Source organism: Klebsiella sp. CN_Kp073, from assembly GCF_040065495.2.
GTDB lineage: Bacteria > Pseudomonadota > Gammaproteobacteria > Enterobacterales > Enterobacteriaceae > Klebsiella > Klebsiella aerogenes.
Genome location: NZ_CM198051.1, coordinates 3,997,186 through 4,018,168, shown reverse-complemented (window position 1 = coordinate 4,018,168; position 20,983 = coordinate 3,997,186). Strand labels below are relative to the sequence as shown.

Here is a 20,983-nt window from a genome sequence, read left to right as displayed (position 1 = left end):
TTAGTGCATCATCATGTTGTAGTTGAGGTTCCACATAATCCAGATGGAGCCGACAACTACGATAGCAATGATGATTACGGTGAAGATAAACGCGGTCAGGTTCCAACCTTCGTCAGATTTACTGTTCATGTGCAGGAAGTACACCAGGTGTACCAGAATCTGCACCACAGCCGTGACCAGGATGGTTCCCAGAATCGCTGCATGCGAGGCCGAGCCACTCATAACCATTGCAAACGGGATTGCCGTCAGAATGATCGACAGGATGAATCCTGTCATGTAGCTCTTCACGCTGCCGTGAGAAGCGCCGCTATGATCGGTAGAATGACTCATTACATCGCCCCCATCAGATAAACAACAGAGAACACGCAGATCCACACCACGTCCAGGAAGTGCCAGAACAGGCTCAGGCACATAATACGGGTACGGTTAGTGCTGGTCAGGCCGCGACGGGATACCTGAACCATCAGCACCGCCATCCACAGCAGACCGGAGGTGACGTGCAGACCGTGGGTACCAACCAGCGCGAAGAACGCTGACAGGAAGCCGCTACGGTCCGGACCCATCCCTTCAACAATCAGGTGATGGAATTCATAGATTTCCATCCCAACGAACCCTGCACCGAAGAGGAAGGTGAGGGCAAGCCAGGAAACGACCTGGCTCTTGTTGTTTTTGTACATGGCGATAGCCGCCATGCCATAGGTGATGGAGCTGAATAACAGCAGTGCGGTTTCAACCAGAACGAACGGCAGTTCAAAAATATCTTTACCCGCCGGGCCGCCAGCCGTGCCGTTCACCAGAACGGCATAGGTTGCGAACAGCGTAGCGAAGATAATGCAGTCGCTCATCAGGTAGATCCAGAAACCGAAGACTTTCATCGGTCCTGTATCATGGTGCCCGTGTTCATGCGCGTGGGCATTGTGCGCAAGAGTATCAGTTGCCATTTTTCAGCCCTGCTTTGTTAATCTCATCGAAATGCTGTTTTTCCAGTTTTTCGACTTCCGCAACCGGTACGTAGTAATCCACGTCCTCGTCAAAGCTCTTGATAATCCAGGTCACAACGATGCCAGCGAAACCAACAATCGCCATCCACCAGATATGCCAGATCATCGCGAAGCCAAACACCGTTGCGAATGCAGCAATGATGATGCCCGCGCCGCTGTTTTTCGGCATATGAATTTCTTCATAATGCGCAGGTTGCTTGTACGCTTCGCCTTTTTCTTTCATTTCCCAGAACGCGTCACGTTCGTGAACGTTAGGAACGACTGCGAAGTTATAGAACGGCGGTGGAGAAGAGGTTGCCCACTCCAGAGTACGGCCGCCCCATGGGTCGCCGGTCAGGTCACGGTTCTGATCGCGATCGCGGATAGAAACGTAGAACTGAATCAGCTGGCACAGGATACCGCAAGCGATCAGCGCCGCGCCGCATGCTGCAACTACCAGCATGGAGTGGAACTGCGGGTCGATGTCCTGGCTCAGACGACGGGTCATACCCATGAAGCCCAGCACGTACAGCGGCATAAATGCCACGAAGAAGCCGATGATCCAGAACCAGAATGCGCGTTTACCCCAGGTTTCGTTCAGGGTGAAACCAAAGGCTTTCGGCCACCAGTAGGTCAGACCTGCGAAGCAACCGAATACCACACCGCCGATGATGACGTTATGGAAGTGCGCAATCAGGAACAGACTGTTGTGCAGTACGAAGTCCGCGCCCGGTACCGCCAGCAGAACACCGGTCATCCCACCAACGGAGAAGGTAACGATGAAGCCGATAGTCCACATCATCGCCGAGTTGAAGACGATGCGGCCCTGGTACATGGTGAACAGCCAGTTGAAGATCTTAACCCCGGTCGGGATTGCGATAATCATAGTGGTAATACCGAAGAAGGCGTTTACGTTCGCGCCGGCACCCATGGTGAAGAAGTGGTGCAGCCAAACGATGAACGACAGAACGGTAATACAGACGGTTGCCCACACCAGCGAGGTGTAACCAAACAGACGTTTACGCGAGAAGGTCGCTGCGACTTCGGAGAAGACCCCGAATACCGGCAGAACCAGAATGTACACTTCCGGGTGACCCCAGGCCCAAATCAGGTTGATGTACATCATCATGTTGCCACCCATATCGTTGGTAAAGAAATGGGTGCCCAGGTAGCGGTCCAGGGTCAGCAGCGCGACGGTGACGGTCAGAATTGGGAAGGAGGCGATAATCAGGATGTTGGCGCACAGAGATGCCCAGGAGAATACCGGCATCTTGAACATGGTCATGCCAGGGGCACGCATCTTGATAATGGTCACAAAGAAGTTGATACCGGTCAGGGTAGTACCGATACCGGAGAGCTGCAGCGCCCAAATCCAGTAATCGACCCCTACGCCAGGACTGTATTCAATTCCCGAAAGCGGCGGATACGCCAGCCAACCGGTCTGTGCGAACTCACCGACGCCCAGAGACAGGTTAACCAGAATTACGCCCACAACGGTGAACCAGAAGCTCAGGTTGTTGAGGAACGGGAAAGCAACGTCGCGTGCGCCGAGCTGAAGCGGAACCACCAGGTTCATCAGGCCGATAACAAACGGCATTGCCACGAAGAAGATCATGATAACGCCGTGGGCGGTAAAGATCTGATCGTAGTGATGAGGCGGCAGGAATCCTGCTTCCCCGGCAGAGGCCAGCACCTGCTGGCTACGCATCATAACGGCGTCAGCAAAGCCACGCAGCAGCATGACGATTGCCACGATAACGTACATGATACCGAGACGTTTGTGGTCGACGGACGTCAGCCACTCATTCCATAGGTAGGACCACTTACCGAAGTAAGTGATCGCTGCCAGTATCGCCAGTCCCCCGACGATGATTGCAGCAACCGTTACCACGATAATTGGTTCGTGGTAGGGCACTGCATCCAGTGTAAGTTTTCCGAACATCGTTTTCTTCCTCGGCCCCTTAGTGAGCGGTTTCCGCGTGGCTCATGTCCATGCCTTCCATCCCTTCGTGCGCAGCGTGCTCGCCTTCAGGTTTAGACATGTTCATGCTCTCGTGAGACATGAATTTGTTAACAACATCTTTGAACAAATCCGGTTTCACGTTAGAGAAGTATTCCACTTTGTTGTTTTCGCTAGGCACAGCCACTTTGTCGAATGCAGCCATGGAGTCCATGGAGTTCGGGGACTGTTTCGCTTTTGCTACCCACTGATCGAAGGTTGCACGATCTGGGGTGGCGATAGCCTTGAACTTCATACCAGAGAAGCCCGGGCCACTATAGCTTGCGGAGATACCGTCATAAGTGCCTGCTTCATCAGCAATGAGGTGCAGCTGAGTCTGCATCCCGGCCATCGCATAAATCTGGCTACCTAAGCGCGGAATAAAGAACGAGTTCATCACGGAGTTGGAAGTGACTTTAAAGTGTACCGGTACGTTCGCCGGGAAGGCGATTTCGTTGACGGTAGCGATACCCTGTTCCGGGTAAATAAAGAACCATTTCCAGTCCATCGATACAACTTCGATGGTGATTGCTTTCTCGTCGTGGACAAGCGGTTTGCTTGGCTCCAGAGCGTGAGTGGTTTTCCAGGTCAGAACGGCCAGGAACAGGATGATCAGAATAGGAACCGTCCAGACCACAGCTTCAACTTTGTTGGAGTGTGACCAGTTCGGGCTATACTTCGCATCTTTATTGCTCGCGCGATACTTCCAGGCAAATCCTACTGCCATTAAGACGGCGGGAATAACGACAATCATCATCAGGCCGAATGCCGTCAGAATCAAAGAGCGTTGCTCCAGTCCAATCTGTCCTTTTGGGTCGAGGAGCGCAGAATCACAACCACTGAGTAATACAGTACCTGCGATTAATGACATCCATCCCAAACTTTTATTGTATTTCCTGAGTCTCATTGAACGACCTCAATTCCACGGGATCTGGTGGCGTTTAAAGTGTACGGGCATTTTACGGTAAGGTTGCATTACTGTAAACACGATTGGATCTGTGTCAGTTCTGTGTTAGCGGGTTCTGCTTGGATTGTCACATATGTTACGGAATGTGACGTAATTGCTTGCAAAGCCTGATTTACGCTGGATCTATAACGAAAGGGATAAGAAAGGGAATGCTTATGGGGATACGGATATAAACATAGTAAAAATAACACAAATAATTAACAATTAATTATCAAATAAAAGACATAAAGAAAACGTTAAAATAAAGTAACGCTGCTGAATCGGTTAAATTAATTAAAGAATCGCGTAAAAATTGTCAATAATTTCCAGAAATCTAAAACGCACAAAACAACAAATCAGTTCTCAGGAAAAATAAAATCGCTAATAAGCCGTTATAATTACATCAGGTAATTAAAACGGCTATTAACGGTTTGGCGAAAATTAAAACAGCTGCGTTTTGCGTAGCGCCATATAGTCCAGAATCGCGCCGAGCAAAATACCACCGATAGCGGTCAATGCGGCGACTTCCAGCAGGCCTGGCAGGAAGGAAAAAGAGGTGTAATCCAGCGCGTTCATCGCCAACAGCAGCAGCCATATCGCCAGCATCAAACAACCTACCGCCAGGATAACCAGCGCCAGAGCATAAGTTTGCGGGTATTGCGTGCGCGGCAAGAAGCTTTCCGTTCGCTGCGTATATTCCAGCGTACGCCGACACAGAAGCAGGAGCAAAATCCCCGGCACGGCGGCTACGACGGAGAAAAGATAAAACGTCGGCCAGCCGTTCGCTTCAACAAACCAGCCGGCAATCGGACCAACGTAAACGCGACCCACCGCCGACAGTGCCGACAGCAGCGCGAACTGAGTGGCGGAAAACGACTTGTTGCATAGCGTCATTAACAGCGCGACAAATGCCGCGGTGCCCATCCCGCCGCACAGGTTTTCAAAAAATACCGCCGCCGCCATCGAATAAAGATGTTTATCGGTTACCGAGAGGATCCAGTATCCGGCGTTGGAGGCTCCCTGCAGCAGGCCAAAGATCAGCAGGGCGCGGAACAGCGTCAGGCGCTGCATCAGTACGCCGCCGTAGAGTGCGCCGACGATGGTGGCGAACAGGCCCAACGTTTTATTCACCATTCCGACTTCGCCGGCATCAAAACCGACGCCGCGTATAAGGAAAGTGGTGGTCAGGCTCATGGCGAAGGCATCACCGAGCTTATAAAGGACAATTAACAGCAGGATAAGCCAGGCGTTGTTGCGACCGAAGAAATCGCGCAGCGGCGCGGCGACGGCCTGTTCAAGAGATTTGGGCACCGGAATGACGTCGCTTGGCTCCGGCGCTAACAGCGTGGCGATAATGCATGGAATAAGTAACGCGGCCATCAGCCAGTACATACCTTGCCAGCCCAGCCAACGGTCGGCCAGCCAGAGCGCTAACCCTCCGGATACCAGCATCCCCAGGCGATAGCCGAGCACGCTGATGGCCGCACCGGCGCCGCGCTCTTCCGCCGGGAGGACGTCGGTTTTCCAGGCATCAAAGACGATATCCTGCGAGGCGGAGCAAAAAGCGATAACCACAGCCAACGCCGCCATCCAGCGCAACTGCGTTGCGGGTTCAAGAAAGCCCATCGCGGCGATGGCGACGAGTAGCGCTATCTGCGTCGTCAGCAGCCAGCCGCGGCGACGGCCTAAAAACGGCGGCGTGTAGCGGTCCATTAATGGCGACCACAAAAATTTAAATACGTATGCCTGTCCGACGAGAGAGAAGAAGCCGATAGTTTTTAAATCGATATTTTCGACGGTCATCCACGCTTGCAGCGTGCCGGAGGTCAGCGCGAGAGGTAAACCAGAAGCAAAGCCAAGGATCAGCAAAATAGCTGATTTGGGCTGCTGAAAAATACGCAAATAGTGATTGGACATGGCATATAGAGCAGACCCGGCGTAGTACCGGGTCTGCTATTTAATTAACGAGCGTTTTGCTTGATGAAGTCGTGAATGCTGGTGTCCTGCGCCATATCGGCGATGGTATCGGTCAGCACGCTATTAACCGCGTTTGCAATGTTCTCGTTGGAAGCCTGGAAAGCGCCCTCAACGGAGTAGCTGGAGCGGTAGTTTTTGGTCATCTTGTTGCCATTAGCGGCGGTGGCGATGATGGCGATATCCGCTTTAGTGGCGATGTTGTAACGCACGTTGCCCTGCGAGACGTCAGCATACAGTTTGTTAACAATGATCTGCAGATCGACGGCGCCATTCGGACCAATCATGTAGCCACGCGCGGTCATCTGCTTCTCAAGCACTTCCTGCAGCAGGAAGCGCAGATCGCGAGAGGCGGTCAGGGTGACCAACTGGTTGTTGCGGGTGACTTTCGCCAGCGCCTGATCGGTACGCTGGTCTGCGCCATTGATGCTGACGGTAACGCCCATCAGGCTCGGATCCTGCTGCGGCAGGGTGATTTTCGGCGATACTTCAATGGTCGTCGGCGGGGTGGCGCATCCTGCGAGTACAAACATCGCGACCAACGGGAATAGAATTTTCTTCAGCATGTTCAGGGTCTCAACGCACGGTGTTGTTATACCCGTCATAATTCAGGTTTCAGGCGCTACGGGGAATCGCGGGCGCTTTTTTCTGCAACTCGAAGTAGTTAGGGTGTTTAAGGAAAATTCCCGCCATCATAACATCGCCAACGGTGAGGGGAAGTGGCTACGAGTGGAAAATCATCGTGTTGTGCGTTTTATGACCTCGTCCCATTTCCGGTGGCGATTTGGCCGGGAGATTTAGCATTCATCATCAGTAAACCTGATACTTTTGCGTGAAAATATCAGAGGAATGCTAATTTTTTGTTGTTTTCTGCCAATGGAAGCGGTAAAAGCGGCTAACATTTAAAGGGAAAGGCGGCATCTCAGCGTTGTCGGAGGAGAAAATTCATGATGATACGTGAGCAGATCGAAGCAAAACTAAGAGCAGCGTTCGACCCGATGTATCTGGAAGTCGTGGATGAAAGCTATCGGCACAACGTCCCCGCGGGCTCTGAAAGTCATTTTAAAGTGGTGTTGGTGAGCGACCGCTTCACCGGCGAACGTTTCCTTAATCGTCATCGTATGATTTATGGTACGTTGACCGAGGAGCTGTCAAGCACCGTGCACGCCCTGGCGCTGCATACTTACACGATTAAAGAGTGGGAAGGGCTACAGGATACCGTCTTTGCCTCTCCGCCATGCCGCGGAGCGGGGAGCATCGCGTAAAAATCACATTTGCAACCGCTGGCGCTTTTCCAGTATGTTGCGTGAAGATTTAGCAAAAACGGCCTGCGGGCCGTTTTCTTTTGCCTGGAAAATGCGCAAAGTTCGCGCTTTTGCAGACAAATTTGAGCGGGAAATGTGAAAAACGCCGCAGCAGTAGGCGACAACCGTTCTCGACTCACAAAAGTGATGCCGCTATAATGCCGCGTCTTATATATGAATGTCTTCGGGATGATTCTGACGACAGGGAATGTGTTTCTGATTTGAAGAGGGCATCCCGGTTCTGCGAAGCCACCTACACGCGCTTCCAGAGTTGACCGAGCACTGTGATTTTTTTGAGGTAACAAGATGCAAGTTTCAGTTGAAACCACTCAGGGCCTTGGGCGCCGTGTAACGATTACTATCGCCGCTGACAGCATCGAGAATGCTGTCAAAAGCGAGCTGGTCAACGTAGCGAAAAAAGTTCGCATTGACGGCTTCCGTAAAGGCAAAGTGCCGATGAATGTTGTTGCTCAGCGTTATGGCGCTTCCGTTCGCCAGGACGTGCTGGGCGACCTGATGAGCCGTCATTTCGTTGACGCGATCATCAAAGAGAAAATTAATCCGGCCGGCGCGCCGAACTACGTTCCGGGCGAATACAAGCTGGGCGAAGACTTCACCTACGCGGTAGAGTTCGAAGTGTATCCGGAAGTTGAGCTGAAAGGTCTGGACGCAATCGAAGTTGAAAAACCGGTTGTTGAAGTTACCGACGCTGACGTTGACGGCATGCTCGACACCCTGCGTAAGCAGCAGGCGAACTGGAAAGAAAAAGAAGGCGCCGTTGACGCTGAAGATCGCGTTACCATCGACTTCACCGGTTCCGTAGACGGCGAAGAGTTCGAAGGCGGTAAAGCGTCTGACTTCGTACTGGCGATGGGCCAGGGCCGTATGATCCCGGGCTTCGAAGACGGTATTAAAGGCCACAAAGCTGGCGAAGAATTCACCATCGACGTGACCTTCCCGGAAGAGTACCACGCTGAAAACCTGAAAGGTAAAGCCGCTAAGTTCGTTATCAACCTGAAAAAAGTTGAAGAACGCGAACTGCCGGAACTGACTGCAGAATTCATCAAACGTTTCGGCGTTGAAGATGGTTCCGTAGAAGGTCTGCGCGCGGAAGTGCGTAAAAACATGGAACGTGAGCTGAAAGGCGCCGTGCGTAACCGCGTTAAATCTCAGGCTATTGAAGGCCTGGTGAAAGCGAACGACATCGACGTTCCTGCTGCCCTGATCGACAGCGAAATCGACGTACTGCGTCGTCAGGCTGCTCAGCGTTTCGGCGGTAACGAGAAACAGGCTCTGGAACTACCTCGCGAACTGTTCGAAGAGCAGGCTAAACGTCGCGTAGTTGTTGGCCTGCTGCTGGGCGAAGTGATTCGCACCAACGAGCTGAAAGCTGACGAAGAGCGCGTGAAAGGCCTGATCGAAGAGATGGCTTCCGCATACGAAGATCCGTCAGAAGTGGTTGAGTTCTACAGCAAGAACAAAGAGCTGATGGACAACATGCGCAACGTCGCGCTGGAAGAGCAGGCTGTTGAAGCCGTGCTGGCGAAAGCTAAAGTGTCTGAAAAAGCCACTTCCTTCAACGAACTGATGAACCAGCAGGCGTAATTCCGCCGGGCTGTTTAAAGTTCGCGCAAAAACCCGTTGCCGAAAGGCTGCGGGTTTTTTTATTGCAATGATAGGCTTAGGATGAGTGCTAAAACACATTTTCAGTGATAGCGTTACTCCAAAAGGTTGTTATGCTTGAATTATGGCTGCGCCATCCCCATAACCGGGTGACGTATCTGCATCCGCAGCGTCAGAAATAATGACCAGCTCAACGTATCAGTGCCCTGCGGATAGAAACTCTGGCTGATAATCCGTCCATAAGGTTACAATCAGTGCAGCAGGTTTTTTCAAAATTAATCCAGGAGACGGAAATGTCATACAGTGGCGAACGAGATAACTTTGCACCCCATATGGCCCTGGTGCCGATGGTCATTGAACAGACCTCACGCGGTGAACGTTCTTTTGATATCTATTCCCGTCTGCTCAAGGAACGCGTTATTTTCCTGACCGGCCAGGTGGAAGACCACATGGCTAATCTGATCGTGGCGCAGATGCTGTTTCTGGAAGCGGAAAATCCAGAAAAAGATATTTACCTGTACATTAACTCTCCGGGCGGCGTGATCACCGCCGGGATGTCAATTTACGACACCATGCAGTTCATCAAGCCGGATGTCAGCACTATCTGTATGGGGCAGGCGGCTTCGATGGGGGCTTTCCTGCTGACCGCTGGGGCGAAAGGCAAGCGTTTCTGCCTGCCGAACTCCCGCGTGATGATTCACCAGCCGCTGGGCGGCTATCAGGGTCAGGCGACGGATATCGAAATCCACGCCCGTGAAATTCTGAAAGTGAAAGGGCGCATGAATGAACTGATGGCGCATCACACGGGTCAATCCCTTGAGCAGATCGAGCGTGATACCGAGCGCGATCGCTTCCTGTCGGCGTCGGAAGCGGTGGAATACGGACTGGTAGATTCCATCTTGACCCATCGTAATTGATGCCCGTGGCGTAAGGGTGCCGCTATACTTGTTTTAACAACTGGGCGGCACAACGCGTCACCGCGACTTGCGCCTGAGAATGGCATTTGCGTCGTCATCTGCGGCACAAAGAACTTAAGAAGAGGTTTGGACTCATGACAGATAAACGCAAAGATGGTTCGGGCAAACTGTTGTACTGCTCTTTTTGCGGCAAAAGCCAGCATGAAGTGCGTAAGCTGATCGCCGGGCCGTCCGTGTATATCTGCGACGAATGCGTTGATTTATGTAACGACATCATTCGCGAAGAGATTAAAGAAGTCGCTCCGCATCGTGAGCGCAGCGCGCTGCCGACGCCGCACGAAATTCGCCATCACCTGGACGATTATGTTATCGGCCAGGAACAGGCGAAAAAAGTGCTGGCAGTGGCGGTATACAACCACTACAAACGTCTGCGTAACGGCGATACCAGCAACGGCGTAGAACTGGGTAAAAGCAACATTCTGCTGATCGGGCCGACCGGTTCCGGTAAAACCCTGTTGGCGGAAACGCTGGCGCGTCTGTTGGATGTTCCGTTTACCATGGCCGATGCCACCACCCTGACCGAAGCGGGTTACGTGGGTGAAGACGTAGAAAACATCATTCAGAAGCTGCTGCAGAAATGCGATTACGATGTGCAGAAAGCGCAGCGCGGCATCGTGTACATCGATGAAATCGACAAAATTTCCCGTAAATCGGATAACCCGTCGATTACCCGCGACGTGTCCGGCGAAGGCGTTCAGCAGGCGCTGTTGAAGCTTATCGAAGGCACCGTAGCCGCTGTTCCGCCGCAGGGCGGACGTAAACATCCGCAGCAGGAGTTCCTGCAGGTTGATACCTCCAAGATTCTGTTTATCTGCGGTGGCGCGTTCGCCGGCCTGGACAAAGTGATTTCCCACCGCGTAGAAACCGGCTCCGGCATTGGTTTTGGCGCGACGGTTAAAGCGAAATCTGACAAAGCCAGCGAAGGTGAACTGCTGGCGCAGGTCGAGCCGGAAGATCTGATCAAGTTTGGTCTGATCCCGGAATTTATCGGCCGTCTGCCGGTTGTCGCGACGCTGAATGAACTGAGTGAAGAAGCGCTGATTCAGATCCTGAAAGAGCCGAAAAACGCCCTGACTAAGCAGTATCAGGCGCTGTTTGGCCTCGAAGGCGCGGAGCTGGAGTTCCGTGATGAAGCGTTGGATGCGATCGCGAAGAAAGCGATGGCGCGTAAAACCGGCGCCCGTGGCCTGCGTTCAATCGTTGAAGCCGCGCTGCTCGACACCATGTACGATCTGCCGTCCATGGAAGATGTCGAAAAAGTGGTGATTGACGAGTCGGTAATCGAAGGTCAGAGCAAACCGCTGCTGATCTACGGCAAGCCGGAAGCGCAGCAGGCATCTGGCGAATAATTCGCCAATCGACACAAGCAGTTAAGCAAAAAGGGGGGATTTTATCCCCCCTTTTATTTTTCCTGTGTTCCCGCCGTTGAATGTATGGAATACATCCCCATATACTGGATTACATATTAACGGCGACGCGTTAATGAAGGTGTCGTCGGCTACCTGGCGGACTTTAAACTAAGAGAGAGCTCTATGAATCCTGAGCGTTCTGAACGCATTGAAATCCCCGTATTGCCGTTGCGCGATGTGGTGGTTTATCCGCACATGGTCATACCCCTGTTTGTAGGGCGGGAAAAATCTATCCGTTGTCTGGAAGCGGCCATGGACCATGATAAAAAAATCATGCTGGTCGCACAGAAAGAAGCGTCGACGGATGAGCCGGGTGTAAACGATCTTTTCACCGTCGGGACCGTGGCGTCAATTTTGCAAATGCTGAAGCTGCCTGATGGCACCGTGAAAGTGCTGGTGGAAGGCTTGCAGCGTGCGCGTATTACTGCGCTGTCCGATAACGGCGAACACTTCTCCGCCAAAGCAGAGTACCTTGCTTCTCCGGTCATTGAAGAGCGTGAGCAGGAAGTGCTGGTGCGTACGGCTATCAGCCAGTTTGAAGGCTACATCAAGCTGAACAAAAAAATCCCACCGGAAGTGCTGACGTCGCTGAATAGCATCGACGATCCCGCACGTCTGGCGGATACCATCGCTGCGCATATGCCGCTTAAGCTGGCGGACAAACAGTCCGTGCTGGAGATGTCCGACGTGAACGAACGTCTGGAATATCTGATGGCGATGATGGAATCTGAAATCGATCTGCTGCAGGTTGAGAAACGCATTCGCAACCGCGTGAAAAAGCAGATGGAAAAATCTCAGCGTGAGTATTATCTGAATGAGCAAATGAAAGCCATCCAGAAAGAGCTCGGCGAGATGGATGACGCCCCGGACGAAAACGAAGCGCTGAAGCGTAAGATCGACGCGGCGAAGATGCCGAAAGAGGCGAAAGAAAAAACCGAAGCGGAACTGCAAAAGCTGAAGATGATGTCCCCGATGTCGGCGGAAGCCACCGTCGTGCGCGGCTACATCGACTGGATGGTGCAGGTGCCGTGGAATGCTCGCAGCAAGGTCAAAAAAGATCTGCGTCAGGCGCAGGAGATCCTCGATACCGACCACTATGGTCTGGAACGAGTCAAGGACCGCATCCTTGAGTATCTTGCGGTGCAGAGTCGCGTTAACAAGCTGAAAGGGCCGATCCTGTGCCTGGTTGGACCGCCGGGGGTAGGTAAAACCTCGCTGGGTCAATCTATTGCCAAAGCCACCGGGCGTAAGTACGTGCGCATGGCGTTGGGCGGCGTGCGTGATGAAGCGGAAATCCGTGGTCACCGCCGTACCTATATTGGCTCCATGCCGGGTAAACTGATCCAGAAAATGGCGAAAGTCGGGGTGAAAAACCCGCTGTTCCTGCTGGATGAGATCGACAAAATGTCCTCCGACATGCGCGGCGATCCGGCCTCAGCGTTGCTGGAAGTACTGGACCCGGAACAGAACGTGGCCTTTAACGACCACTATCTGGAAGTGGACTACGATCTCAGCGACGTCATGTTCGTGGCGACCTCCAACTCCATGAATATTCCGGCTCCGCTGTTGGACCGTATGGAAGTCATTCGTCTCTCCGGTTATACCGAAGATGAAAAACTGAACATTGCTAAGCGCCACCTGCTGCCGAAGCAGATCGAACGCAACGCGCTGAAAAAAGGCGAGCTGACGGTCGACGATAGCGCCATTATCGGCATTATTCGTTACTACACCCGTGAAGCGGGCGTTCGTAGCCTGGAGCGTGAAATCTCCAAACTGTGTCGTAAGGCCGTTAAACAGCTGTTGCTGGATAAGTCGCTGAAACACATCGAGATTAACGGTGAAAATCTGCATGATTATCTTGGCGTGCAGCGCTTTGACTATGGCCGTGCGGATAGTGAAAACCGCGTAGGTCAGGTGACCGGTCTGGCGTGGACGGAAGTGGGCGGCGATCTGCTGACCATCGAAACCGCCTGCGTTCCGGGCAAGGGCAAGTTAACCTATACCGGTTCACTTGGCGAAGTCATGCAGGAGTCGATTCAGGCTGCGCTGACCGTGGTGCGCGCGCGTGCTGAGAAGCTCGGTATCAATCCGGACTTCTACGAAAAACGCGATATTCACGTGCACGTACCGGAAGGGGCAACGCCAAAAGATGGTCCGAGCGCCGGTACGGCGATGTGCACCGCGTTGGTTTCTTGTCTGACCGGTAACCCGGTACGCGCCGATGTGGCGATGACAGGGGAAATCACCCTGCGCGGCCAGGTGCTGCCGATCGGCGGTCTGAAGGAAAAACTGCTGGCGGCGCATCGTGGGGGCATTAAGACTGTTCTGATTCCTTACGAAAACAAGCGTGACCTTGAAGAAATTCCGGAAAACGTTATCGCCGATTTGGATATCCATCCGGTACAGCGAATCGAGGAAGTTCTGACACTTGCTCTGCAAAATGAACCGTTTGGCATGCAGGTTGTAAGCGCAAAATAGTGATATCGCGCAAATAGCGTTAAGAAAAGTGGGGCTGGTAAGTAAATTCGTACTTGCCAGCCTTTTTTTGTGTAGCTAACTTAGATCGCTGGCAGGGGTCATCGACAACTCTGTTGTAAGGGCATGACAGTCCTGATATAACTGCTGCGCGGTCGCGCCATGAAGGATTCTGGTGCGATATAAATTATAAAGAGAGGAAGAGAACAGTGAATAAATCTCAACTGATTGACAAAATTGCTGCGGGTGCGGACATTTCTAAAGCTGCAGCTGGACGTGCGTTAGATGCTTTGATCGCTTCTGTTACTGAATCTCTGCAAGCTGGGGATGACGTTGCGCTGGTAGGGTTCGGTACTTTTGCTGTTAAAGAGCGAGCTGCCCGTACTGGTCGCAACCCACAAACAGGTAAAGAAATTACCATTGCTGCCGCTAAAGTACCGGGCTTCCGTGCAGGTAAAGCGCTGAAAGACGCGGTAAACTAATCGGCTCTCCCGTCAGGGAATGTGACGAAGTACAAGGGCGCATCGCGAGATGTGCCTTTTTTATTTGTCCAGAACGCGACTTTATGTGTGTTTATGCGCACTTGTGGGCTGACAATTGCCCTGTTTTCTTGTCAAAATACGTCCTCACGCGCGGCAGCCATCACGTGCTATGCTGCGCGAGCAAAAGTCATCTACAGCGGAGCGTTGTTACACCATGATGGACAACCTACGCACGGCCGCCAACAGCGTCGTGCTCAAGATTATTTTCGGTATCATTATCGTCTCGTTCATTTTGACCGGGGTGAGTGGTTACCTGATTGGCGGCGGCAACAACTATGCCGCAAAAGTGAATGGTCAGGAGATTGGCCGCGCGCAGTTTGAAAATGCCGTTGCCAGCGAGCGTAACCGCATGCAGCAGCAGCTAGGCGATCAGTTCTCCGAACTGGCGGCCAACGAAAACTACATGAAGACCATGCGTCAGCAGGTGTTGAACCGCCTGATCGACGAATCGCTGCTGGACCAGTATGCTCGTCAACTGGGCCTTAGCATCAGCGACGACCAGGTGAAACAGGCCATCTTCCAGACCCAGGCCTTCCAGTCAAACGGCAAGTTTGATAACGAACGTTTCACCGGTATCGTGAATCAAATGGGCATGACCACCGATCAATACGCGCAAGCGCTGCGTAATCAGCTGACCACGCAGCAGCTGATCAACGCGGTAGCCGGTACCGATTTCATGTTGCCGGGCGAGTCCGATCAACTGGCGGCGCTGGTCTCCCAGCAGCGCGTGGTTCGTGAAGCGACTATCGATGTTAACGCTCTGGCGGCGAAACAGACCGTTAGCGATGAAGAGATTAACGCCTTCTGGCAGCAGAACCAGGCCCGTTTTATGGCGCCGGAGCAGTTCCGCGTGAGCTACATCAAGATGGATGCCGCCAGCATGCAGGAAAACGCCTCTGACGAAGAAATTCAGTCATGGTACGACCAGCATAAAGATCAATTCACTCAGCCGCAGCGTAATCGCTACAGCGTGATTCAGACTAAAACTGAAGCTGATGCGAAAGCGGTACTGGCCGAACTGCAAAAAGGCGCCGACTTCGCCACGCTGGCAAAAGAGAAATCGACCGACATCATCTCCGCGCGTAACGGCGGCGATATGGGCTGGATGGAAGAGGCTTCCACCGTGCCTGAGCTGAAAGATGCCGGCCTGAAAGACAAAGGCCAGCTTTCCGGGGTGATTAAATCTTCCGTAGGTTTCCTGGTGGCGCGCCTGGACAATGTTCAGCCAGCGCAGGTCAAACCGCTGGCCGACGTGCGTAACGACATCGCGGCAAAAGTGAAGCAGGAAAAAGCGCTGGATGCTTACTACGCGCTACAGCAGAAGGTTAGCGATGCGGCTAGCAACGATAACGAATCTCTGGCGGGGGCCGCGCAGGTCGCCGGCCTGAAAGTGGTTGAGACCGGCTGGTTCGGTCGTAACAACTTACCGGAAGAGCTGAACTTCAAGCCGGTTGCCGATGCTATCTTTAATGGCGGTCTGGTGGGTGAAAACGGCGCGCCGGGTAATAACTCCGACATCATTACCGTTGACGGCGATCGCGCCTTTGTCCTGCGTATTAGCGAGCACAAAGCGGAAAGCGTTAAACCGCTGGCGGAAGTGAAAGCGCAGGTGACTGATATCGTGAAGCGCAACAAAGCGGAACAGCAGGCGAAACTGGATGCCGATAAACTGTTGGCCGACCTGAAAGCGGGCAAAGGCGATGAAGCGATGAAAGCCGCCGGCCTGAGCTTCGGCGCGGCGCAGACGCTGTCCCGTACCGGTCAGGATCCGCTGAGCCAGGCAGCCTTCTCCCTGCCGCTGCCGCAGAAAGATAAAGCGAGCTACGGCGTGGGCAACGATGCCAAAGGCAACGTAGTATTGTTGGCGCTTGATGAAGTGAAAGCGGGTTCTATGCCAGAAGAGCAGAAGAAAGCGATGGTGCAGGGTATTACCCAGAATAATGCGCAAATCGCATTCGAAGCGCTGATGAGCAACCTGCGTAAAGACGCCAAAATCAAGCTTGGCGACCTCGTCGACCAGCAGCAATAATTTCGCGCCGCCTCGCAAAACGAGGTAACGCGATGCAATATTCAAAGGCCGCTTTCGCGGCCTTTTCCATTTCCGCAATCTGCCTTTTGTACTCCGTTTTCGCAGCCGCTATCGTGACCTTGCTGTCTACAAACAAGGAGATAACAGCATGAACAGAGGAATGAAAATGGTTATTGTCGCCGTGTTGCTGGCTTGTACGGCGGGTTCTCAGGGGGCGCTGGCGGCATCGGCGAGCGGCAAGGCGGCATCGGCAAAAGAGACTATTCAGGCGCCGCAGACGAAAATGCCGGAGGAAGGAAAAACGACCGATAACGTCGGCGCGCGGGTCAGCATCAATAATGCCAGCGCGGAGGAGCTAGCACAGGCCATGAACGGCGTTGGGCTCAAGAAAGCGCAGGCAATCGTCAGCTACCGCGAAGAGTATGGGCCGTTTAAGACTCTCGACGATCTTAAACAGGTTCCGGGGATGGGCAGTTCGCTGGTAGAGAGAAATCTGTCACATCTGACGCTCTAATTTCACCCGCTTGTTTGCACAGTGGCAAATCTTTGCCATGCTAAAGAGGTTATGCCATCTGGTGTGACCTCTTACCTGATTAACAACAATAATAGTAAGGCATGTGCGCTATGCAGACTCAAATTAAAGTTCGCGGTTATCATCTGGACGTTTACCAGCACGTTAACAATGCTCGTTATCTGGAGTTTCTCGAAGAGGCGCGCTGGGATGGGCTGGAGAGTAGCCCGGCGTTTCACTGGATGACCAGCCATAACATCGCTTTTGTAGTGGTCAATATCAATATCAATTATCGCCGCCCGGCGGTACTCGGGGATGTACTTACCGTGACCAGTAAGCTGGAGCAGTTGAACGGTAAAAGCGGCACCTTAAGTCAGGTGGTGACCCTTAATCCTAACGGTGAAGTGGTGGCCGATGCGCTGATTACCTTTGTTTGCATTGATCTGAAAACGCAGAAGGCGCAGCCGCTGGAAGGGGAGTTGCGCGAAAAGCTCGACCAGATGAATTTACGCTAACAACAGCCGGACCGCGGAGAGCGGTGAACCTGTAGGTGAGGTTGAACTCAGGCTTCGTGCTAATCGATTCCCGGAGGCGGCGCCTGACGCGCCTTTTCCGGGCTACCGGCTGGTGGGACGCGGTGAATCCGTAGCCCCGGTAAGCGAAGCGCCACCGGGGAGGTTGAACTCAGGCTTCGTGCCAATCGATTCCCGGAGGCGGCGCCTGACGCGTCTTTTCCGGGCTACCGGCTGGTGGAATGCGGTGAATCCGTAGCCCCGGTAAGCGAAGCGCCACCGGGGAGGTTGAACTCAGGCTTCGTGCCAATTGTTTCCCGGAGGCGGCGCCTGACGCGCCTTTTCCGGGCTACCGGCTGGTGGGACGCGGTGAACCCGTAGCCCCGGTAAGCGAAGCGCCACCGGGGAGGTTGAACTCAGGCTTTGTGCTAATCGATTCCCGGAGGCGGCGCCTGACGCGCCTTTTCCGGGCTACCGGCTGGTGGAATGCGGTGAATCCGTAGCCCCGGTAAGCGAAGCGCCACCGGGGAGGTTGAACTCAGGCTTCGTGCTAATCGATTCCCGGAGGCGGCGCCTGACGCGCCTTTTCCGGGCTACCGGCTGGTGGGATGTTGTGAATCCGTAGCCCCGGTAAGCGAAGCGCCACCGGGGAGGTTGAACTCAGGCTTCGTGCCAATCGATTCCCGGAGGCGGCGCCTGACGCGTCTTTTCCGGGCTACCGGCTGGTGGGACGCGGTGAATCCGTAGCCCCGGTAAGCGAAGCGCCACCGGGGAGGTTGAACTCAGGCTTCGTGCCAATCGATTCCCGGAGGCGGCGCCTGACGCGCCTTTTCCGGGCTACCGGCTGGTGGGACGCCCCGGTAAGCGAAGCGCCACCGGGGAGGTTGAACGGCGCCTTTTCCGGGCTACCGGCTGGTGGAATGCGGTGAATCCGTAGCCCCGGTAAGCGAAGCGCCACCGGGGAGGTGAACCCGTAGCCCCGGTAAGCGAAGCGCCACCGGGGAGGTTGAACTCAGGCTTTGTGCTAATCGATTCCCGGAGGCGGCGCCTGACGCGTCTTTTCCGGGCTACCGGCTGGTGGGACGCGGTGAACCCGTAGCCCCGGTAAGCGAAGCGCCACCGGGGAGGTTGAACTTAAGCTTCGTGCCCCTGGCCCAGACCGGTTTTTTGCTTCATGATCGCCATCACGCCGGCCTTATTGCCCAGATACTGATTCAGGCCGTTGGCGCGCAGGTTGCAGGCCGCACACTGGCCGCAGCCGTCGCCCTTGATGCCGTTATAGCAGGTGAGCGTTTTGCGGCGAACCAGATCCAACTGGCCCCAATAATCGGCCAGCGCCCAGGTTTCGGCTTTGTTGAGCCACATCAGCGGCGTCTCAAAACGGATATCTTTTGCCATGCCAAGGCTAACCGCGTGGTGCAGCGCTTTAACAAATTCGTCGCGGCAGTCCGGGTAACCGGAGAAGTCGGTCTCGCAAACGCCGGTAATAATTGCTTCAGCCTTAACCTGATAGGCGTAGATCGCCGTCAGGGTTAAAAACAGAATATTGCGACCTGGAACGAAGGTATTCGGAATACCATCGGCATCCGGCTTGTAATCCGGTACCGGAATGCTATCGCGCGTCAGGCTGCTCACCGCCAGTTCGTTAAGCAGCGTAACGTCCAACACTTTATGCGCCACCGCGCCCAGTTTTAGCGCCAGCTCGCGAGCCACGTCAATCTCGGCGCGGTGGCGTTGGCCATAATCAAAAGTGACGCAATGCACTTCGTCATACTGTTCCAGTGCCTGCACCAGGCAGGTTGTTGAGTCTTGTCCTCCGCTGAAGACCACTACGGCGCGTTTCATAGCAATTCCTGACTAAATAAGTGAGAGCGATATGGTACCGTCAGACGCTCGCGGCGACCAGCTCTCTCACGCCGATGATGCCGGCAGCCAGGCGCTGGCAAAGTCGAACCAGCCTCGGGCATTAAGGCGCAGGCCGTTAACCCCCGGCGGCGCGCTGATGCGGTAATTGTATTTGAATAACGGCGTCATGATGGCGTCATCCATCAGCGTATTGAAGACGTTGCGCAGGGCATCGTTGCGGCTACGCGCTTCGGGCTGCGCCTGCACGGCATCTAATGTTGCCTGCAGGTGCGCATATTGCGCCCCGGTCAGCAAATTAGGCCATAGCGTGTCGCAGCGTAGCCACTGTTCAAGGGTATATTCCGGCGCTTCGCCAATCAGGCGATCGCCCATCATCATATCGGCCTGTGCCAGATATCGGCAGCCGTCCCAATTTTTGGCGTCGTGAAAAATGAGCGTCAGTTCGCAGCCGAGAGAGGCGAGGCGCCGTTTCAGCTGCTCAGCCATAGTGTGTAATTCGACCGGCAAATGATAGAGCAGGGTAAGCTGGCGAGGCAGCGGCACCTCATGGTTTTCCGGGCCCTGAGGAATGGACCAGCCGGGCAGTACCTCATGGCTCGGCGTGATCAGATCTTCGTCCAGCGGTAGCGTTTCCAGCAACGACGAGCGGTGGATAATCGAAATCAGCCGCTGGGCCTGCGCTTTACTGAGACGTGGACTCTGACGCAGGGTCAAATAGCAGAAACCGAGGCTGATGCTATTGCTCACCTGGCGCAGATTATTGAGCTCCTCAGGATCGCCGATGGTGATCTGTACCGGATGGCGACAGCTGGTGCCGAGATCGCTTTCGAATAGCTGCGGCGTGATCCAGTATTCTACCGCCTGGATCAGCGGATGCTGTAAATGGTAGCGGGGATGGTTTTCCAGACGAACCAGATCCGGGCCAAAAAGTTTCAATCGGAACGGGCCGCTGCCGATTGCCGGATCGTCAGGATGCGCCAGCACGCTGCAATAGCTGGCTAAACGGAACGGTAGCCAGTAGTCCGGGCGATGCAGCGTAATCGTCAAACACTGGGCGTGGGTGACATCGATGCGGCTAATGCTGGCAAAAAGGGTGCGGAGAGCCGGCAGTTCCAGTAGCAACAGTAGTCTTTGCCGCAGCTGTGAGGTTTCCACGGTATCGCCGTTATGCCAGCACAGGGTCGAGCGGATATAAAAGTGCCACCGTAATCCATCGGGTGATACCTGCCAGTGGTGCGCCAGATCGCCCACCGGCGTATTATCGCTATCGTCGAAACGCGTCAGGCCGGAATAGATCTGCCCGGCCAAATGTTGTTCCGCACGACCGGGAAGAAAACCGGGGCGCAGCGGTTCCAGCGGCCGATAATAAGGGATACGCAGCGTCGGGGTATTGTTTTGCCACTGGCCGCCGAGGAAGGGGTGCAGCAACGCTTTCAGCTCAACCGGCGCCAACTGCGCCAGCTCCAGCGCGTTTTGCTGCTGACCCTTATTCAGCGCCTGTTCCATCATCTCGTTACGCAGGCTTTCCGGAGTTTTGTGAAAACAAAGCATTCCGCGCTTGCCGCGCCCGGAGCTGGCCTGCCAGCTTAACCAACCGGCCTCCTGGGCCTGGCGTAACAGCGTACGGATATGGCGCTCGCTACAAAAACAGCGCTCCGCCAGTTCGCCGACGGTCACCTGCTGCGGCGCGCCGGACGACGGCTGCCATAGCCGCTGGTACTGATTTAAACGGTTTAATAATCTCATTTGCGGAAAACCCGGAACAATAAAAAATATCTATTCACTATTACTTCCGTATATCTCAGGCGATACTGCAACACAAGCGAAACCCATCAC

The 20,983-nt window shown here is 54.0% G+C and carries 17 protein-coding genes; 9 read left to right on the top strand and 8 right to left on the bottom strand.

Translation table 11 applies throughout. The features are described 5' to 3' along the window. The 6 genes from ABLV66_RS19490 to ABLV66_RS19465 all read right to left on the bottom strand — a co-directional run bounded on the left by ABLV66_RS19490 (position 1) and on the right by ABLV66_RS19465 (position 6,465). Positions 1–330 (bottom strand): cytochrome o ubiquinol oxidase subunit IV, encoded by a 330-nt coding sequence (locus ABLV66_RS19490; RefSeq protein WP_015704585.1) that lies wholly within the window; start codon positions 328–330, stop codon positions 1–3. Continuing rightward, positions 330–941, bottom strand: a complete 612-nt coding sequence (locus tag ABLV66_RS19485) for a cytochrome o ubiquinol oxidase subunit III (protein WP_015704586.1) — start codon at positions 939–941, stop codon at positions 330–332. The genes ABLV66_RS19490 and ABLV66_RS19485 overlap by 1 nt, the downstream gene beginning before the upstream one ends. Further along, entirely contained in the window at positions 931–2,922 is a 1,992-nt protein-coding gene (cyoB, locus tag ABLV66_RS19480) for a cytochrome o ubiquinol oxidase subunit I (protein ID WP_047068076.1), read from the bottom strand. Before cyoB ends, ABLV66_RS19485 begins: the two co-directional genes overlap by 11 nt. A 19-nt stretch (positions 2,923–2,941) precedes the next feature. Then, on the bottom strand, positions 2,942–3,886 hold the full coding sequence (cyoA, locus tag ABLV66_RS19475; protein WP_015704588.1) for a cytochrome o ubiquinol oxidase subunit II: 945 nt from the start codon (positions 3,884–3,886) through the stop codon (positions 2,942–2,944). Between the two features lie 480 nt (positions 3,887–4,366). Further along, positions 4,367–5,842, bottom strand: coding sequence for a muropeptide MFS transporter AmpG (ampG, locus tag ABLV66_RS19470; protein ID WP_348876120.1), 1,476 nt, complete (start codon positions 5,840–5,842; stop codon positions 4,367–4,369). 44 nt (positions 5,843–5,886) lie between these two features. Beyond that, positions 5,887–6,465 (bottom strand): lipoprotein, encoded by a 579-nt coding sequence (locus ABLV66_RS19465; protein WP_045390841.1) that lies wholly within the window; start codon positions 6,463–6,465, stop codon positions 5,887–5,889. A 381-nt stretch (positions 6,466–6,846) separates the two neighbouring features. Here ABLV66_RS19465 and bolA point away from each other — a divergent pair, with 381 nt between their 5' ends. The 9 genes from bolA (at position 6,847) to ABLV66_RS19420 (ending at position 17,284) form a co-directional block, all read left to right on the top strand. Continuing rightward, positions 6,847–7,164 carry a transcriptional regulator BolA gene (gene bolA, locus ABLV66_RS19460; RefSeq protein ID WP_015367954.1) on the top strand — a complete coding sequence of 106 codons (318 nt, stop codon included), beginning with the start codon at positions 6,847–6,849 and terminating at the stop codon, positions 7,162–7,164. Positions 7,165–7,509: 345 nt separating this feature from the next. After that, positions 7,510–8,808 (top strand): trigger factor, encoded by a 1,299-nt coding sequence (gene tig, locus ABLV66_RS19455; RefSeq protein WP_015367952.1) that lies wholly within the window; start codon positions 7,510–7,512, stop codon positions 8,806–8,808. A 311-nt stretch (positions 8,809–9,119) separates the two neighbouring features. Next, positions 9,120–9,743 carry an ATP-dependent Clp endopeptidase proteolytic subunit ClpP gene (gene clpP, locus ABLV66_RS19450; protein ID WP_003021624.1) on the top strand — a complete coding sequence of 208 codons (624 nt, stop codon included), beginning with the start codon at positions 9,120–9,122 and terminating at the stop codon, positions 9,741–9,743. Positions 9,744–9,877: 134 nt separating this feature from the next. After that, positions 9,878–11,152: an ATP-dependent protease ATP-binding subunit ClpX gene (gene clpX, locus ABLV66_RS19445; RefSeq protein ID WP_015704591.1), complete on the top strand. Its 1,275-nt coding sequence runs from the start codon at positions 9,878–9,880 to the stop codon at positions 11,150–11,152. Between the two features lie 183 nt (positions 11,153–11,335). Next, positions 11,336–13,690 carry an endopeptidase La gene (gene lon / locus ABLV66_RS19440; protein WP_015367948.1) on the top strand — a complete coding sequence of 785 codons (2,355 nt, stop codon included), beginning with the start codon at positions 11,336–11,338 and terminating at the stop codon, positions 13,688–13,690. A gap of 206 nt (positions 13,691–13,896) precedes the next feature. Next, complete coding sequence (gene hupB, locus ABLV66_RS19435) at positions 13,897–14,169, top strand: nucleoid-associated protein HU-beta (RefSeq protein ID WP_002444653.1); 273 nt, start codon at positions 13,897–13,899, stop codon at positions 14,167–14,169. Positions 14,170–14,383: 214 nt separating this feature from the next. Beyond that, positions 14,384–16,258, top strand: coding sequence for a peptidylprolyl isomerase (ppiD, locus tag ABLV66_RS19430; protein WP_348876119.1), 1,875 nt, complete (start codon positions 14,384–14,386; stop codon positions 16,256–16,258). A 148-nt stretch (positions 16,259–16,406) separates the two neighbouring features. Further along, complete coding sequence (locus ABLV66_RS19425) at positions 16,407–16,772, top strand: helix-hairpin-helix domain-containing protein (RefSeq protein ID WP_045390835.1); 366 nt, start codon at positions 16,407–16,409, stop codon at positions 16,770–16,772. A gap of 110 nt (positions 16,773–16,882) precedes the next feature. Continuing rightward, positions 16,883–17,284, top strand: coding sequence for a YbgC/FadM family acyl-CoA thioesterase (locus ABLV66_RS19420; protein WP_020079469.1), 402 nt, complete (start codon positions 16,883–16,885; stop codon positions 17,282–17,284). A 1,131-nt stretch (positions 17,285–18,415) separates the two neighbouring features. Here the strand turns inward: ABLV66_RS19420 and queC are convergent. After that, positions 18,416–19,126, bottom strand: a complete 711-nt coding sequence (queC, locus tag ABLV66_RS19415) for a 7-cyano-7-deazaguanine synthase QueC (protein WP_348876539.1) — start codon at positions 19,124–19,126, stop codon at positions 18,416–18,418. A gap of 66 nt (positions 19,127–19,192) precedes the next feature. Continuing rightward, complete coding sequence (locus tag ABLV66_RS19410; protein WP_045393586.1) at positions 19,193–20,893, bottom strand: SgrR family transcriptional regulator; 1,701 nt, start codon at positions 20,891–20,893, stop codon at positions 19,193–19,195. Positions 20,894–20,983 lie beyond the last annotated feature (90 nt).

Bases quoted from the DNA above. Each gene is read 5' to 3' on its own strand.
- ABLV66_RS19490 (WP_015704585.1), bottom strand. From the start codon at position 330: ATGAGTCATTCTACCGATCATAGCGGCGCTTCTCACGGCAGCGTGAAG.
- ABLV66_RS19485 (WP_015704586.1), bottom strand. From the start codon at position 941: ATGGCAACTGATACTCTTGCGCACAATGCCCACGCGCATGAACACGGG.
- cyoB (WP_047068076.1), bottom strand. From the start codon at position 2,922: ATGTTCGGAAAACTTACACTGGATGCAGTGCCCTACCACGAACCAATT.
- cyoA (WP_015704588.1), bottom strand. From the start codon at position 3,886: ATGAGACTCAGGAAATACAATAAAAGTTTGGGATGGATGTCATTAATC.
- ampG (WP_348876120.1), bottom strand. From the start codon at position 5,842: ATGTCCAATCACTATTTGCGTATTTTTCAGCAGCCCAAATCAGCTATT.
- ABLV66_RS19465 (WP_045390841.1), bottom strand. From the start codon at position 6,465: ATGCTGAAGAAAATTCTATTCCCGTTGGTCGCGATGTTTGTACTCGCA.
- bolA (WP_015367954.1), top strand. From the start codon at position 6,847: ATGATGATACGTGAGCAGATCGAAGCAAAACTAAGAGCAGCGTTCGAC.
- tig (WP_015367952.1), top strand. From the start codon at position 7,510: ATGCAAGTTTCAGTTGAAACCACTCAGGGCCTTGGGCGCCGTGTAACG.
- clpP (WP_003021624.1), top strand. From the start codon at position 9,120: ATGTCATACAGTGGCGAACGAGATAACTTTGCACCCCATATGGCCCTG.
- clpX (WP_015704591.1), top strand. From the start codon at position 9,878: ATGACAGATAAACGCAAAGATGGTTCGGGCAAACTGTTGTACTGCTCT.
- lon (WP_015367948.1), top strand. From the start codon at position 11,336: ATGAATCCTGAGCGTTCTGAACGCATTGAAATCCCCGTATTGCCGTTG.
- ppiD (WP_348876119.1), top strand. From the start codon at position 14,384: ATGATGGACAACCTACGCACGGCCGCCAACAGCGTCGTGCTCAAGATT.
- ABLV66_RS19425 (WP_045390835.1), top strand. From the start codon at position 16,407: ATGAACAGAGGAATGAAAATGGTTATTGTCGCCGTGTTGCTGGCTTGT.
- ABLV66_RS19420 (WP_020079469.1), top strand. From the start codon at position 16,883: ATGCAGACTCAAATTAAAGTTCGCGGTTATCATCTGGACGTTTACCAG.
- queC (WP_348876539.1), bottom strand. From the start codon at position 19,126: ATGAAACGCGCCGTAGTGGTCTTCAGCGGAGGACAAGACTCAACAACC.
- ABLV66_RS19410 (WP_045393586.1), bottom strand. From the start codon at position 20,893: ATGAGATTATTAAACCGTTTAAATCAGTACCAGCGGCTATGGCAGCCG.